We start from the raw sequence: 14555 nt of genomic DNA on the forward strand, positions 1-14555 counted from the left end.
CACTGTCGTGGACAGGGCAAGCACCCCTGGGCGCGTGGTGCGCCCCGGCGTACCGTCGGTAACGAGGTGCCGGGGCAACTCCTCGCACACGTACGGGGCGAGAAGGCGGCCGCCGGACGGGTGCCGCCACGGAGCTCCCGTCACCCGACCGAGTCCAGCAGGCGGGCCGTGTGCATCCGGCCCGCGTACTCGACCAGCCTGATCAGCACCTCCTTGCCGGAGTCCCGGTCACGCGCGTCGCACAGCACCACCGGCGTTCCCCGGTCCAGGTCCAGGGCCCGGGAGACCTCGTGCGCCCCGAAGTTCCGTGCGCCCGCGAAGCAGTTGACCGCGACGACGAACGGGATCTTGCGGTGCTCGAAGTAGTCCACCGCGGGAAAGCAGTCCTCAAGGCGGCGTGTGTCGGCGAGGACGACGGCGCCGAGCGCCCCCTGGGACAGCTCGTCCCAGAGGAACCAGAACCGGTCCTGCCCCGGCGTGCCGAAGAGGTACAGGGAGAGCCCGGAACGGATCGTGATCCGGCCGAAGTCCATGGCGACCGTCGTGGTCGTCTTCTGGTCGACGCCACCGGTGTCGTCGACCGACTCCCCTGCCCGGCTGAGCTGCTCCTCCGTCCGCAGGGGACGGATCTCGCTGACCGCGCCCACCAAGGTGGTCTTGCCGACGCCGAACCCGCCGGCGACCAGGATCTTCAACGCGAGGGCCGTGGAGTCCACGCCGCCGCCCGCACCGGTGCTCTCAGAGCGCTCGTAGGCCATCGATGACTTCCCTCAGGATCCGTTCGTCGGGCAGCTGCGCGGGCGGTACGGGTCGGCTGACCTTGACGAAGCCCGCTTCGAGGAGGTCGCCGAGGAGGACCCGGACGACTCCGACGGGCAGGTCGGCGTCGGCGGCGAGTTCCGCCACCGACTGCGTCTCCGCCCGGCACAGGGTGAGCAGGGCCCGGTGTTCCGGGCCGAGGAGCGACTCCTCGGCCCGGCCGGGCGGGTCGTCGTCGACGACGACGAGGGCGATGAGGTCGAACCGTACGTTGCTGGGCCCCGGCTTCGTACGGCCACCGGTCATGGCGTACGGCCGGACGAGCGGCCCGGCGTCCGCGTCGTACCACTGACTGCCCGGCGGGGCCTGGCCGTCGCCGGTGCTGTCCATGTTCATGGGGTGTCTCCGGTCAGCCGGCGGCCGGCGGGGTCGCGGTGAGCCGCGGCGGGGTGTGCAGGTGCTCGCCGACCCGCTTCACCAGACGGGCCATCTCGTAGGCGATCAGGCCGATGTCGGCGCTCGCCGAGCTGAGGACGGCGAGGCACGATCCGTCCCCGGCGGCGGCGACGAACAGGAATCCGTCGTCCATCTCGACCATCGTCTGACGGACTCCGCCGGTGTGGAACTGGCGGCCCGCGCCCTTGGCGAGGCTGTTGAATCCCGAGGCGATGGCAGCCAGGTGCTCGGCGTCCTCCCGGCTGAGTCCGCTGGAGGAGCCGACGGCGAGGCCGTCGTTGGACAGCACGACCGTGTGCCGGACTTCGCGGACCCTCAGGACGAGGTCGTCGAGGAGCCAGTCGAGTTCACCGGAGCGGTGGTGGGACATCCTCTCGTGGTCGATCATGCGTGGTCTCCTTCACTGCCGGGGTCGCGGCCGTGGTCGGGGCCGAAGTCGCGTCCGTGGTCGGGTTCGTTGCCGTTGGTGCGGCCGGAGCCGGTTCCGAGGGGTCGTCGGGTGCCGGGGGCCGCGCCGCCGCCGCGCGTCCAGCCGTCGCGGTAGGCGGTCATCCGGTCCCTGACCTGTTCCGGGGTGCGTTCGCCCGCGCCCTGGACGGCCGGGGTGGGCGGCAGATCGGCCGGCGGAGCCTCGCGCAGCTGCGGTACGAGACTGGCCTGGCGGACCCGCCGGGGCAGGTCCCCGGAGTCGTCGGCGGGAACGCCCGGCTGGGCGGGGACGGGCGGCGTCCGGTGCTCCTGGGAAGTCTGCGGCGCAGGCTGACTCTGCGGGGAGGGGCGGCCGCGCCTGCGGAGGCTGGTCACCCCGGCCGGGGTCTCTTCGGGCAGCGCCTGGTCCGTCCCCTCCGGCTGCCCCGCGAGAGCGGGTATGCGGGACGGGCGCGACAGGGGCTGCGGCTCGGACGAGGGCGGGGGCGCGGACCGGGGATGGGGGTGGGACGGGGGCAGGGACTGCGGCGGTACGGCGCCTGCGGGGACGGACTGTCGGGGGTGCTGGTGGCGCGGAAGCGCCGCGTCCACGCCGGCCGGACGCTCCCGGTGCACCATGTGCCCGTAAGGGCCGTCCCCGAACGCCGGCGTGGACGCCCGGCCGTCCGGGGCGCCGTTCCCGGGCGGGAGGGCGCTCTGCAGCACGTCCATGGGGAGCAGGACGACCGCCGTCGTGCCGCCGTAGGGGGACGTCCGCAGGTGGACCTTGATGTCGTGGCGGGCCGAGAGCCGGCTGACGACGAACAGACCGAGCCGGTCGCTGTCGAACAGGTCCAGGGCCTCGGACTGCGCGATCCTCGTGTTGGCCTCGGCGAGGCTCTCCTTGCCCATGCCGAGGCCTCGGTCCTCGATCTCCAGGGCGTAGCCGTTGCCGACGGGTTCGCCGCTGATCCGCACCTTGGTGTGGGGTGGGGAGAACTGGGCGGCGTTCTCGATGAGTTCGGCCAGCAGGTGGGTGAGGTCGGCGACCGCGCCGCCGACGACGGACGTCTCGGGGAGCTGGCGCACCTCCACGCGCGCGTAGTCCTCGATCTCGGAGACGGCGGCCCGTACGACGTTGGTCAGCGGAACGGGCATCCGCCAGGCCCGGCCGGGTGCGGCGCCGGACAGGATGATCAGGCTCTCGGCGTGCCGTCGCATCCGGGTGGTGAGGTGGTCGAGCCGGAAGAGGTCGCCGAGCTCGGAGGGGTCGTCCGCGCGGCGCTCCATGCTGTCGAGCAGGTTGAGCTGACGGTGGACCAGGACCTGGCTGCGCCGGGCGAGGTTCACGAAGACGCCGGAGATGCCACTGGCCAGTTCGGCGCGTTCCACGGCGGCGGACAGGGCGGCCCGGTGGACGGTGGTCAGCGCCTCGCCGACCTGTCCGATCTCGTCCTGCGGGGCCGGCCCGGGCGGCGCCTCGGCCAGTACGTCGATCTCCTCGCCGGCCCGCAGACGCCGCATGGCGGCGGGAAGCTTGCGGCGGGCGATGCCCAGGGCGGTGTTGCGGAGGCTGATGAGTTCGATGACCAGACCACGGCCGATGCGGACGGAGATCACGAGGGAGGCGGCGACGGCGGCCAGGCCGAGCAGGACGGCTGCGCCGCCGGGGGTGAAGACACCGCCGCCGAAGGGTGCCGCGCGGTCGGCCGCCGCGCGGCGGGCGTCGGTCTCGATGCTCGTCAGGCCGCCGCGTACGACGGCCATCGCGTCGTCCCAGGTGGTGGCGGGCACGGCCTGGAGCGCCTTACGGCCAGGGGCGGCGGCGGCGATTCGGTCCTCGGCGGCGGTGAGCTGCTGGTAGCCGCGCTGGCCGGCGAGCTTCTCCCAGGCTGCCCGCTCGGGGCCGCGCAGGTCGGCGGTGGCGGACTCGGTGAGGGTGCGGCGGGTCTCGACGGCTCCGGTGAACAGCCGGAGCCGTTCCGCGTTCAGTTCGCCTCCGAGGTACGCGGAGCCGAGCAGGGCGTCCTCACGGGCGAGCATCTCGCCGACGCGGCCGAATTCGAGGAGCACGCGCGCGTGGGCACCGACCTCGGCGTCCTGGATACCGGCCAGGGCGCCGCCGACCGCGAAGGCCGCGGTGATCGTGGCCGTGTACTGCGTGTACACCTGGTCCCAGTCGGCCTTGCCGGCCGCGGCGGCGGTGCGCAGCGGGCCGAGGCCCTCGGCCTTGGTGACGAACCGGCCGACCCGGTCGGCGACGTCGCGGGGCAGGTCGCCCGTGGCGCCGACGGTGTTCCGGTCGTCGAGGCGGAGCCGGGCGACGGCCTGGTCGGTGCGCCGCGCCTGGTCCTTGAGCTCCGTGGCGCGACCGGTGCCGGGAGAGGCGACCTGCCGGACGGCGGCCCGGCGTTCGGCCTGCAGGGCGGTGACGGCGGCGGCGACGGGTTCACGGATCTCTGCGTCGACCTGCTGGAGCTGGCGCAGCCGGGCGATGTCCTGGGCGGTCGTGACGGTGGCGAACCCCCACAGCGCCAGCAGTGAGACGACGGGCACCATCAGCAGCGAGACGATCTTCGCGCGGACGGTACGGGGGCGCAGTCCGCGACGCCGGCGCGGCGCCGCGGAAGGGCCGGTGGGCGAAGTCCCCGAAGGGCTGGTGGGCGGGGTCGAGGAGGGGCCGTTGCGCGGGCTGGACGGGTCCGCCGTCCCGGGCGGGGCTTCGGGGGCGCGCACGGGTGGTTCCTCGGCGGGCGGCCCCGCGTGCGCGCGCCGTCCGCGCGCCGCCTGCTGCGGCGCCGTCGCCGTCCCGGCGTCCTGGGTCTTGCGGGGAGTTCGCATGGCCTCCTCGTTCCGGCTGCGTCAGTCCTGGTGCGATGTGCGTGGTCCACGCGCTCCCTCTGAGCGCTCCGTACACCCGTTGCGGGCGCGGTGGGCGCCGAGCGGGAGGGTCACGGGCTCGAGATCCCGCGCCCGCGCCCTACGGCCTACGGCCTGCGGCCGGCCGGGCCGGTGTCCACGGGCCCTGCTGGGTAGGCGTACGACGGAGGGGCGCCGGACGACGAGCCGTACGAGGTACCCGCGGTCGCCGTCTCCGGCTCCCCGGCGTCCGTGTCACGGCCGGGTGAACGGCCCGGCGCGCGGAAGCCGGGCGGCGCCACGTCCACCGCGCGCTCGTCCGGTTCGGTGAGCTGCTCGGCGGATGCGTACGCGGCGCGTTCCCCGGCGGTCGGGGAGAGCGCCACGAAGGCCGAGGTGATGAAGAGGTAGGAGCCGAGGCCCACGGCGAGCGGGAAGATGAACTGCATCGCGGTGGCGCCGGGGAGGTCCGCCGACGAAGGCACCACCTCCACCTCGACGGCGAACATGCCGGTGTAGTGCATGCTGCTGACGGCCACTCCCATGACCAGGGAGGCGAGCGCCACGGCGCGCGGCGCGTGGATGTTGAGCGCGGCCCACAGCGCGGCGGTCGCGGCGACGACGGCGATCGCGACGGAGAGCGCGACGAGCACCGGGTCGTACGTCACCTGGCCGTGCAGGCGCAGGGCGGCCATGCCCATGTAGTGCATGCTCGCCACGCCGACGCCGGTCGTCAGACCGCCGATCAGCAGGGAGCGGCCCCGGTCGCGACCGTATCCGACCGCGAAGACGCCGAGGCCGACGACGGCCATGGCGACGAGCAGGCTGAGGATGGTCAGCGGCACGTTGTAACGGATGTCCGTTCCGGTGACGCCGAAGCCGAGCATCGCGACGAAGTGCATCGTCCAGATGCCGGTGCCGATGGCGGAGGCCGCGGTCAGGAGCCAGTTGCGGCGCGAGCGGCCGGTCGCGTCGAGCGCTCGTACGGTGCAGCGCAGCCCCAGGGCGGCGCCTATGCAGGCCATCGCGTACGACAGCACAGGTGTCAGCCAGCCGAAGGCGGCGTGGTCCAGGTGTCCCATGACCCAGGGACGCTAGTCCGGACAAGGGGGCGCATCAGGGGCGCATTTCGAAACCTGATGGAATATGACGCAGAGATGTTCCAGAACGATCGTGCCGCGCTCGAACGTGCACACAGGGCGTTCACCCTGGAGGCTGAGGCATCATGCACGCATGAGCGATGACCCCACCCATGTCCAAGAGTTCTTCGGCCCCCGCGCCGCGGGCTGGGACGCCCGCTTTCCGGACGACGCCCCCGCCTATGCCGCTGCCGTCGCCGAACTTGGTCTGCGCCCCGGCGCCGCCGTGCTCGACGCGGGGTGCGGAACCGGCAGGGCGCTGCCCGCGCTGCGCGCGGCCGTCGGTCCGACGGGGACCGTCATCGGCGCGGACCTGACACCCGAGATGCTCGACGCGGCGGTGCGCGCCGGGCGCGACAAGGCCGGCGCCCTGCTCCTGACCGATGTCGCACGCCTGCCGTTGCGCACCGGGGCGCTCGACGCGGTCTTCGGCGCCGGACTCGTCTCCCATCTGGCGGATCCGGCCGCGAACCTGCGCGAACTGGCCCGGGTCGTACGTCCCGGCGGGCAGCTCGCCCTCTTCCACCCCATCGGCCGGGCCGCGCTCGCCGCTCGCCACGGCCGGCAGATCACCGAGGACGATCTGCGCGCCGAGCCCAATCTGCGCCCTCTTCTGTCCGGTTCCGGCTGGCGGATGGTCAGTTACGTGGACGAGGACGACCGTTATCTGGTGGTTGCCGTTCGTCAGGCTCCTTGAGCTTTTCGGCGCGGCAGCACGCGGAGCGATGACTCCGGCCGTGCTCCGCGCCCTTCTGTCCCGGCACTTCGCTGTCTACGGTGGAGGTACCGGGCAGCCGTTGTCCGGGAAAGGCGGCAGGCCATGGCCCGTGTGCGAGCGATATTGAACTCCCTCCTGCCCGTGACGCGCCGGGCACCGGGCGAGCCTCGGCAGCCCGTCGAGGCTCGCCGGCAGCACAACATCTTCGAGGCCGCGGCGACGTACGTCACGGGGTGCGTGGAGGACGACCAGGACCGGATCGACGAGGCCGTCACGTGGGTGTCGCCGGAGGCCCTCTCGTTCGGCATCAACGAGCTCGCCTGCCGCGCGGTGATCGCGCTCGCGCGCGAGCGGGACGAGCCGCCGGAGACCGTGGCCCGGCATCTGCTCGGGCTGCCACCCGTCTGACCTCGTACGGAACCGGCCGCGCCACTTTCCTTCAGAAGACCCTCGACGCGCGGGTTACCCACTGGTTAAGGTGCGCCGACGACCAGATGGGGAGGGTGCCGTGGCCACCGCCGACGACGACGCGCTGTATGTGCTGACCGCCGTGCTGCTGACGCCCGCGCAGTTCCCGAGCGTCCTGGGCGACGACTACCCGGCGGCCTGCGCGGCCCTCGGCCTCGAACCGTACGCCGAGGGGTACGGTCTCGTCCTCGGCCAGGACGGCGCGGGTGCCCGGTGGACGGTGATCATCGACGACGTGTCGCTGGTCGCCGTGGCCATCGCCTCCTGGGACTGCGGGATGGAGTACGACCTCTCCCCAGACGACCGTACGGTCGTGGCGGCGCTGCCCGGCTGGCCGCTCGCCGTCGCCTCGGCCGCGCCCGGCCTGCCGGCCCCGCACGACCCGGAGCCGGAGGAGGGCGACCGCGCTCCGCTGTCCCCTCCGGACGACGACGGCTGGGGCCCGGCGCAGCGAAGGCTCGGTGCCGACGAGGTCGCGCTGCAGTGGGCGGCCTGGCGGGCGCAGATGGACGAGGCCGGGGAAAGGGCGCGGGACGGCGACGGGGAAGCCGGCTCGGAGGGCGACGCCGACATCACTTCCGCTGCCGCACCCGCGTCGGCCTCCGACGCCGAGCCCGCCCCCGGCGAGGAGGCCTCCGGGCCGTCCCCGCATGGCCCGCACGACCCGTACGACGGTGTCCGGCGCGCACTCGCGGAGCTGCGCGGCTATCTGGAGGAAGCCCCGCCGGTGGGCCGGGTGCGGTCGAGTTTCGCTGCCGGTGAGGCGCGGATGCTGCGGGCCGACGGGCCCGGCTGGTCGCTGGTGGCCCGGACCGACGACATGGCCTTCGTGCTCCTGGACGACGAGCCACGCGAGGTCCTCCCGGTGGCCCGGGGCGCCAAGCTCCCCGCGCTCCTGGAGGCCCTGGACGCGATGGCGGTACGCCCGTCCTGACGCACCGCCTCGACCCCCGATCCCGCGGACCCGCGACCGCCGAGGTCGACCCAGGGCTCCGCAGGTCCGGCGAGGAAAGAGCAGGACAGGCGCTCAGACCTTCTCCAGGGGGCGGTGCGGCTCGGCGGGGAGTTCGACCCGGATCGGATCGCCGGGTCGCACCTCGCCGCCCGTCAGCACCACGCTCATGATCCCGGCCTTGCGGACGACCTGCCCGTCCTCGTCTCGGCCGAGGACGTGCTTGAGCAGACCGTGCCGGTAGTTGTCGATCTGGACGCAGGGGTTGCGCAGGCCGGTGACCTCGACGACGGCCTCGGCACCGAGGTGCAGCCGGGTGCCGGTCGGCAGGCCGAGGAGGTCGAGCCCCTGGGTGGTGATGTTCTCGCCGAGGGCGCCGGGGGCGACATCGAATCCGGCTCCGGCGACCTCGTCGAGGAGCTCCGCGTGGATCAGGTGCACCTGCCGCAGGTTCGGAGCGGTCGGGTCCTGGGCCACGCGCGAGCGGTGCTTGACCGTCACGCCGGCGTGCACGTCCCCCTCGACGCCGAGACCGGCGAGCAGGGTGATGCTGCCGCGGTTCGGTTTGGTGAACGAGTAGACACCGTTGCTGCTGACCGTCATGACGGTGGCGCTGCTCATGAGTGGAGCTCCCCTTCTCCGATGCGATGATCACATGTTCGTGATCATCAGTGAGCGTACGCCAGACGCTGTGGAGAACACCCTGGCGATCGCTGGTGATTTCTCCCTCGGTCGCCATCAATCGCCATCATCGGCGGTCATTCACGGTCAGCGGTTGAGTTCCTTGCGGGAGACCCGACGCAGTCGGCGTCGCTGGCTGGGGTCCAGGGCGAGGTAGGCGGCGGCGGGGACGCCGAGCACCACGAGCAGGGACAGCCAGAACCCGATGAGGGGCATCAGGAGCAGGCCGACCGCAACTCCCCCGATCACGATCTTCGTCCGTGTCGACATGTGCGACGCCTCCTTCTCACGCTGCCGAGCGCAGCGGCTCGCCGACCTCGTGCAGATGTCCGAGCGCCTGTCGGTAGGACTCGACGAAACCGGTCTCTGTGTACGGGATACCCACCGTACGGCAGTGCGCACGCACCGCGGGCTGGGCGAGTCGCAGATGCGGGCGCGGCATGCTCGGGAAGAGGTGGTGCTCGATCTGGTAGTTCAGCCCGCCGAGGAACCAGTCGGTCAGGAACCCGCCCCTGATGTTGCGCGAGGTGAGCACCTGGCGGCGCAGGTGGCCCCAGCTGTCGCCGTCGGGGTGGGCGTCGGGCGTCTCCATGCCCTTGTGGTTGGGCGCGAAGGCCATGCCGAGGTGCAGGCCGAGAAGCATCTGGTGGATGAGGGCGAAGAGGAGGGCCTGGCCGGGGGTGAGGGTGGTCAGGAGGAGCGCCACATAGCCGGCGACGTGGGCGAGAAGGAGGGCTCCTTCGACGAGCCGCTCGCGCCGGGTCCGGTAGGGCCCGTCCTTGGAGAACAGCGCCTGGAACCCGTACACCTTGAGCGCGATGCCCTCCAGGGTGGTCAGCGGGAAGAAGAGCCAGGCCTGGTGGCGGGTGAGCCAGCCGCGGAATCCGGCGCGCCCGGCGGTCTGGTGCTGGGCGAAGACGAGGATGTCGTCCGCGACGTCCGGGTCCTTGTCGAGGTGGTTGGGGTTCGCGTGGTGGCGGTTGTGCTTGTCGTTCCACCACTCCTGGCTCATGCCGAGCAGCAGGTTGGCGTGGACGAGCTGGATGATCCGGTTCCGGCGCCGGTCCGCGCTGATCTGCGCGTGGCCCGCGTCATGACCGACGAAGGCCACGCGGGCGGAGAGCAGGGCGAGCGGTACGGCGAGGAGGAGTGCCCACCAGGAGGGTCCGAGCAGGACCAGGCCGGCGACGACGGCGGCGAGTCCCAGGAAGTTGACCGCCATGCCGCGCGCGTACCAGCCGCTCCTGCGCTCCAGAAGTCCCTGTTCCTTGACGGTGCGCAGCAGCGGCGCGAACTCGCTTCCGCCGCCGCGCCCGGGAGCGGCCCTCCGGGTGTCGCCGCTCCCGGCGGCAGTGCTCCCCGGGGTGGCGCTTCGGGGGTCGGCGCTTGGGTCGGAGCCCCTCCGGTCGGGTGCCGTGAGCGTTGCGGTGGCCTGGGGCATGGCGGTCTCCGGGGTCCGTGGGCGAGGTCCCGGGCGCAGGCCGCCCGGACTCCCTCGAACCTACGGATCGGTGATCCTCCGCAACCATGGCGTCACCCCCCGAGATGCCGGGGGGATTCCCCGGCGGCAGGGGTAGGGCTGGCTCCACCCCGCAGGGTCGTCTCGGGGAAGGACAGTCACCCCCCTTCGGAGCGTGATCCACATCACGGCTGTTCCGTTTACGGTCCCGCCGGAGGTTCCTGTACCCTCGGCCGCTCGGCCCAGTAGTCAAATTTGAGGAATGCGTTGTCGCCGTCCCAGAGACTCGATGAACTCGCCCACTGTTCCGCCGTCTTCCTGCCTTCCGACCCGCCTCGCGCCGGCCGCATCGCCTTCTGGTCCCCCGACAGCCCTCCGGCGACGGACGACAGGCTGACCGTGGTGGCCGAGGACGTGCGCCCCCGGACGGTTCCGGCCGTACTTCTCTCCGTACGGGACGCCCTGCCGATCCTCACCCGCGCCCGGTTCGCCGACGGGGCCTCGCCCGCCGCCGCGTTCTGGGGCGCCGCTTCCCTCTTCGCCCTGCACCTGGCGGCGAGGGGGCTCCTGCTGCCCGGCCTCACGGCCACCGACCGCGACGCCTGGCGAGCGGGCCCGCTGGGCCACGAGGAGTTGGCCGACCTGCGGGCCCTCGCCGCGTCGATGCCGCCGGCCGCCCACGCCGTACCGCTGCCGGAGGCCGGAGGGGCGAGCGGTGACGAGCCGCTGCGCCTGCCCGAACCGGAGCGGCTGCTGCGCGACTTCGTGGACGCGGTCGTGGACGGGCTGCCGCGCACCCCGGCCGCCCCGCTGGCCGCGGGCGGGCCCGCCTTCGCGGCCGACGAGCCGCAGGAACTGCCCGCGCAGCGGGCTTGGGCTGCGGACGTCGCCGCGGGCCACGACGCGGGCGTACGACTCTCCCTGCGTCTGGAACTCCCCGGCCTCAGCGAGCGGGAGGCCCCCGCCTTCCGCGCCGTGCTCCAGATGCACAGCGTCGCCGACCCGACGGTGGTCGCGGACGCGGCGGACGTCTGGGCCGGCTCTGCGGCATCGGCGGCCTCGGCCGGATCGACGGGTCCGGGCGGCTCGGCGGGGTCGGCGGCGTCGGCGTTCGGACCCAAGGCCCGGATGGACGCGCTGCTCGCGCTGCGCCGCGCCGCGCGCGCCTGGGCGCCTCTGACGCCGTTGCTCTCGGCGGCCGTCCCCGACGCGGTCGAGCTGGCGGACGACGAGGTCACGGACCTGCTCGGCCCGGCGGCCCGGGCACTCGCCGCGACCGGCGTCCAGATCCACTGGCCGCGCGACCTGTCCCACCGCCTCACCGCCCACGCGGTGATCGGTCCACCGGGCGAGTCCCCCGAGCCCGCCGAGTGGCCACACGGCGCCGACGGGTCCTCAGGAACCGACACAAGCACCGGCCACACCTCCGGCCATGGTTCCGTCGCCGACACCGACGGCCGGCGCTCCTCCGCGCTCCCCTCCTTCCTCTCCGCCGACGCCCTCCTCGCCTTCAACTGGCGCTTCGCAATCGGCGACCAGGACCTCACCCGCGCCGAGCTGGACCAGCTCGCCGAGGCCGGTCGCCCGGTCGTCCGGCTGCGTGACCAGTGGGTCCTCGTCGATCCGGCCGAGGTGCGACGTGCCCGCGCGGCGCAGGACCGCAAGGTCACTCCGGTCGACGCGCTCGGCGCCGTACTCACCGGGACCGCCGACGTGGACGGCCGGCGGGTCGAGGTCCGGGCGACCGGCTGGCTGGAGCAGTTGCGCGCCCGCCTCGCCGACCCGGAAGGCGGCCCGCAGGAGGTACCCCAACCCGCCGCGCTGGCCGCGACGCTCCGCGACTACCAGCTGCGCGGCCTCAACTGGCTGCACAGGATGACGTCGCTCGGGCTGGGCGGCTGCCTCGCCGACGACATGGGTCTGGGCAAGACCATCACCCTCATCGCGCTCCACCTGCACCGGCAGAGCGATCCGGCGTCCGCCGGTCCCACCCTCGTCGTCTGCCCGACGTCGCTGATGGGCAACTGGCAGCGGGAGATCGAGAAGTTCGCCCCCGGCACGCCGGTGCGCCGCTTCCACGGCCCGTCGCGGACGTTGGAGGACCTCGCCGACGGCGAGTTCGTCCTCACGACGTACGGCACGATGCGGCTCGACACCGGCCCACTGGCCGCCCGGACCTGGGGCATGGTCGTCGCGGACGAGGCCCAGCACGTCAAGAACCCGTACTCGGCCACCGCCAAGCAGCTCCGCACCCTCGGCGCCAAGGCGCGCGTCGCCCTGTCCGGCACCCCGGTCGAGAACAACCTCTCCGAGCTGTGGGCCATCCTCGACTGGACGACCCCCGGCCTCCTCGGCCGGCTCGGCACCTTCCGGTCCCGCTACGCCTCGGCCGTCGAGGGCGGCGAGGATCCGGCGGCGGCCGAGCGCCTGGCCGCGTTGGTCCGCCCGTTCCTGCTGCGCCGCCGCAAGTCCGACCCGGGCATCGCACCCGAACTGCCGCCGAAGACCGAGACCGACCGGGCCGTCTCCCTGACCAAGGAGCAGGCCGGGCTCTACGAGGCGGTGGTACGCGAGACCCTGGCGGCGATCGCCGAGGCGGACGGGATGGAGCGACGCGGTCTGGTGGTGAAGCTGCTGACGGGGCTCAAACAGATCTGCAACCACCCGGCGCAGTACCTCAAGGAGGAGCGCCCGCGGATCGAGGGCCGTTCGGGGAAGCTGGAGCTGCTCGACGAGCTGCTCGACACGATCCTCGCCGAGGACGCGAGCGTGCTGGTCTTCACCCAGTACGTCCAGATGGCGCGGCTGCTGGAGAGCCATCTGGCGGCGCGGGGCGTCCGCACGCAGTTCCTGCACGGCGGCACTCCGGTCGCCGAGCGGGAGGCGATGGTCGCGCGCTTCCAGGACGGCGAGGTGCCGGTCTTCCTGTTGTCGCTGAAGGCGGCGGGTACGGGGCTCAACCTCACCCGGGCCGGACACGTCGTGCACTACGACCGCTGGTGGAACCCGGCCGTGGAGGCCCAGGCCACCGACCGTGCGTACCGCATCGGCCAGACCCAGCCGGTGCAGGTCCACCGGCTGATCGCCGAGGGCACGATCGAGGACCGGATCGCGGACATGCTCCTGCGGAAGCGGGCGCTGGCCGACGCCGTGCTCGGCTCGGGCGAGGCGGCGCTGACAGAACTGACCGACGCCGAGCTGGCGGACCTCGTCCGCCTGCGCGGGGACGGCAACGGCGACGGGGAGGACGGACGATGAGCGACTACGGACACGGATACGGAGACGGGCGCGGATCCGGAGACGGATACGGAGAGGTCCAGGGCTCCGCGGGCAGACACGGAGCGGTCGAGGAGCGAACGTTCACGGCGCTGCCGCCCGCCCGGGGCTCGGCCTTCGCCCGCACCTGGTGGGGGCGTGCCTGGCTCCAGGCCCTGGAGGACACGGCGCTCGACGGCCAGCAGGTGAAACAGGGTCGGCGGCAGGCGCGCGCGGGCGCGGTGGGCGCGGTGTCGGTACGACCGGGCAGGATCACGGCGGTCGTCAAGGACCGTGACGGCTCCTCGTACCGCAGCGACGTCCTCCTCCAGGAGCTGTCGGAGGACGAGTGGGACCGGCTGCTCGACCTGGCGGCCGAGAGCGCGGGACACATCGCGGCACTCCTGGACCACGAGATGCCGCCGCACCTGGTGGAGGACGCGGCGGCGGCCGGGCTCGAACTGCTGCCGGGTATCGGCGATCTGGAGCCCGAGTGCGGGTGCGAGGCGTGGGACCACTGCCCGCACACGACCGCGCTCTGCTACCAGGTGGCGCGCCTGCTGGACGAGGACCCGTTCGTGCTGCTGCTGATGCGGGGGCGTGGTGAGCGTGCCCTCGTGGAGGCGTTGCAGGAGCGCAGCGCGGCGAGGGCGGCGGCCGCGACCCGGGGCACGCGCGAGTCCCCCGAGGGACCGGGGGCCGAAGGGGCGGGGGCCGAGGGCGTATCGGCCGAGGAGGCGTTCGCCGCGCGCGACATCCTTCCGCCGCTGCCGGCTCCTCCGGAGCTCCCCTCCGCACCGGGCGAGCCGCCCTCGCTGGACACCGAGACCGAGCCGGCGCCCGGTCTCGACCCGGCGGCCCTGGAGTTCCTGGCGGCGGACGCGGCCGCCCGCGCCCACCGGATGCTGGCCGAGGCGCTCGCGCCGGGCCACGAGCGGCACGAACGCCCCTCTGGGGAACCGTCGTTGACGACTGCTCAGGACGCGGTGCGGATGGCGGCCACCGGCACTCCTCCGTCGTGGGTCGCGACACGGCTCGCGGAGGGTTCGGGGCGGCGCGAGGCGGACCTCGGCCGGGCCACGCGCGCGTGGCGCTTCGGAGGCGCTGCCGCCCTCTCCGTACTGGAGGAGGAGTGGACGCCGGGTCCCGAGGCGCTGGCCCGCGCTAAGGCAGGGCTCGCGGAGGCCTGGGAGGAGGTCGACCGGCCCGTTCTGCGGCAGTCCGGGGCGGCGCGTTGGACGGTGGTCGGCGCGGAGGCGCAGCTGCGACTCGGCGAGGACGGCCGCTGGTGGCCCTTCCGCAAGGAACGCGGCTCCTGGGCCCCGGCCGGTCCTGCCGACCAGGATCCCGCCGCCGCGCTCGCGGGCCTGGCGGCGCAGGAGGAATGACAGGGAAAGGCGT

At 73.4% G+C, this 14555-nt stretch carries 13 protein-coding genes; 5 read left to right on the plus strand and 8 right to left on the minus strand.

Annotated features, from left to right (window positions below; all coding sequences use genetic code 11):
- Positions 1–140: 140 nt before the first annotated feature.
- From ACWF79_RS24590 to ACWF79_RS24610, 5 genes are all read right to left on the minus strand, one after another.
- Positions 141–758, minus strand: coding sequence for a GTP-binding protein (locus ACWF79_RS24590; protein WP_453730293.1), 618 nt, complete (start codon positions 756–758; stop codon positions 141–143).
- Positions 739–1155 carry a DUF742 domain-containing protein gene (locus ACWF79_RS24595; RefSeq protein ID WP_453730294.1) on the minus strand — a complete coding sequence of 139 codons (417 nt, stop codon included), beginning with the start codon at positions 1153–1155 and terminating at the stop codon, positions 739–741. Before ACWF79_RS24595 ends, ACWF79_RS24590 begins: the two co-directional genes overlap by 20 nt.
- A 13-nt stretch (positions 1156–1168) precedes the next feature.
- Positions 1169–1603 carry a roadblock/LC7 domain-containing protein gene (locus ACWF79_RS24600; protein ID WP_361955914.1) on the minus strand — a complete coding sequence of 145 codons (435 nt, stop codon included), beginning with the start codon at positions 1601–1603 and terminating at the stop codon, positions 1169–1171.
- On the minus strand, positions 1600–4464 hold the full coding sequence (locus ACWF79_RS24605; RefSeq protein WP_453730295.1) for a nitrate- and nitrite sensing domain-containing protein: 2865 nt from the start codon (positions 4462–4464) through the stop codon (positions 1600–1602). The genes ACWF79_RS24600 and ACWF79_RS24605 overlap by 4 nt, the downstream gene beginning before the upstream one ends.
- A gap of 146 nt (positions 4465–4610) precedes the next feature.
- Positions 4611–5564, minus strand: a complete 954-nt coding sequence (locus ACWF79_RS24610) for an MHYT domain-containing protein (protein WP_453730296.1) — start codon at positions 5562–5564, stop codon at positions 4611–4613.
- A 151-nt stretch (positions 5565–5715) separates the two neighbouring features.
- On the opposite strand from ACWF79_RS24610, the gene ACWF79_RS24615 reads away from it, so the two are divergent.
- The 3 genes from ACWF79_RS24615 (at position 5716) to ACWF79_RS24625 (ending at position 7741) form a co-directional block, all read left to right on the plus strand.
- Positions 5716–6318, plus strand: coding sequence for a class I SAM-dependent methyltransferase (locus tag ACWF79_RS24615; RefSeq protein WP_453730297.1), 603 nt, complete (start codon positions 5716–5718; stop codon positions 6316–6318).
- A gap of 123 nt (positions 6319–6441) precedes the next feature.
- Positions 6442–6747 (plus strand): hypothetical protein, encoded by a 306-nt coding sequence (locus ACWF79_RS24620; RefSeq protein ID WP_453730298.1) that lies wholly within the window; start codon positions 6442–6444, stop codon positions 6745–6747.
- A gap of 100 nt (positions 6748–6847) precedes the next feature.
- Positions 6848–7741 carry a hypothetical protein gene (locus tag ACWF79_RS24625; protein WP_453730299.1) on the plus strand — a complete coding sequence of 298 codons (894 nt, stop codon included), beginning with the start codon at positions 6848–6850 and terminating at the stop codon, positions 7739–7741.
- Between the two features lie 93 nt (positions 7742–7834).
- Here the strand turns inward: ACWF79_RS24625 and ACWF79_RS24630 are convergent, their stop codons facing one another.
- The 3 genes from ACWF79_RS24630 to ACWF79_RS24640 all read right to left on the minus strand — a co-directional run bounded on the left by ACWF79_RS24630 (position 7835) and on the right by ACWF79_RS24640 (position 9881).
- Positions 7835–8380 carry an MOSC domain-containing protein gene (locus ACWF79_RS24630; protein WP_453730300.1) on the minus strand — a complete coding sequence of 182 codons (546 nt, stop codon included), beginning with the start codon at positions 8378–8380 and terminating at the stop codon, positions 7835–7837.
- 147 nt (positions 8381–8527) lie between these two features.
- On the minus strand, positions 8528–8710 hold the full coding sequence (locus ACWF79_RS24635) for a hypothetical protein (RefSeq protein WP_453730301.1): 183 nt from the start codon (positions 8708–8710) through the stop codon (positions 8528–8530).
- A 16-nt stretch (positions 8711–8726) separates the two neighbouring features.
- The gene (locus ACWF79_RS24640; protein ID WP_453730302.1) at positions 8727–9881 is read right to left on the minus strand and encodes a fatty acid desaturase family protein; all 1155 of its coding nucleotides are present in this window, start codon (positions 9879–9881) and stop codon (positions 8727–8729) included.
- A gap of 273 nt (positions 9882–10154) precedes the next feature.
- Between ACWF79_RS24640 and ACWF79_RS24645 the strand changes: the two genes are divergently transcribed.
- Positions 10155–13157 (plus strand): DEAD/DEAH box helicase, encoded by a 3003-nt coding sequence (locus ACWF79_RS24645; protein WP_453730303.1) that lies wholly within the window; start codon positions 10155–10157, stop codon positions 13155–13157.
- Positions 13154–14542 carry an SWIM zinc finger family protein gene (locus ACWF79_RS24650; protein WP_453730304.1) on the plus strand — a complete coding sequence of 463 codons (1389 nt, stop codon included), beginning with the start codon at positions 13154–13156 and terminating at the stop codon, positions 14540–14542. Before ACWF79_RS24645 ends, ACWF79_RS24650 begins: the two co-directional genes overlap by 4 nt.
- Positions 14543–14555 lie beyond the last annotated feature (13 nt).

The organism is Streptomyces sp. NPDC054975 (assembly GCF_053609105.1).

What these genes read in the sequence shown, in the direction of transcription:
- ACWF79_RS24590 (WP_453730293.1), bottom strand. Translation starts at nt 758, where the DNA reads ATGGCCTACGAGCGCTCTGAGAGCACCGGTGCGGGCGGCGGCGTGGAC.
- ACWF79_RS24635 (WP_453730301.1), bottom strand. Translation starts at nt 8,710, where the DNA reads ATGTCGACACGGACGAAGATCGTGATCGGGGGAGTTGCGGTCGGCCTG.
- ACWF79_RS24595 (WP_453730294.1), bottom strand. Translation starts at nt 1,155, where the DNA reads ATGAACATGGACAGCACCGGCGACGGCCAGGCCCCGCCGGGCAGTCAG.
- ACWF79_RS24650 (WP_453730304.1), top strand. Translation starts at nt 13,154, where the DNA reads ATGAGCGACTACGGACACGGATACGGAGACGGGCGCGGATCCGGAGAC.
- ACWF79_RS24620 (WP_453730298.1), top strand. Translation starts at nt 6,442, where the DNA reads ATGGCCCGTGTGCGAGCGATATTGAACTCCCTCCTGCCCGTGACGCGC.
- ACWF79_RS24610 (WP_453730296.1), bottom strand. Translation starts at nt 5,564, where the DNA reads ATGGGACACCTGGACCACGCCGCCTTCGGCTGGCTGACACCTGTGCTG.
- ACWF79_RS24615 (WP_453730297.1), top strand. Translation starts at nt 5,716, where the DNA reads ATGAGCGATGACCCCACCCATGTCCAAGAGTTCTTCGGCCCCCGCGCC.
- ACWF79_RS24640 (WP_453730302.1), bottom strand. Translation starts at nt 9,881, where the DNA reads ATGCCCCAGGCCACCGCAACGCTCACGGCACCCGACCGGAGGGGCTCC.
- ACWF79_RS24630 (WP_453730300.1), bottom strand. Translation starts at nt 8,380, where the DNA reads ATGAGCAGCGCCACCGTCATGACGGTCAGCAGCAACGGTGTCTACTCG.
- ACWF79_RS24605 (WP_453730295.1), bottom strand. Translation starts at nt 4,464, where the DNA reads ATGCGAACTCCCCGCAAGACCCAGGACGCCGGGACGGCGACGGCGCCG.
- ACWF79_RS24600 (WP_361955914.1), bottom strand. Translation starts at nt 1,603, where the DNA reads ATGATCGACCACGAGAGGATGTCCCACCACCGCTCCGGTGAACTCGAC.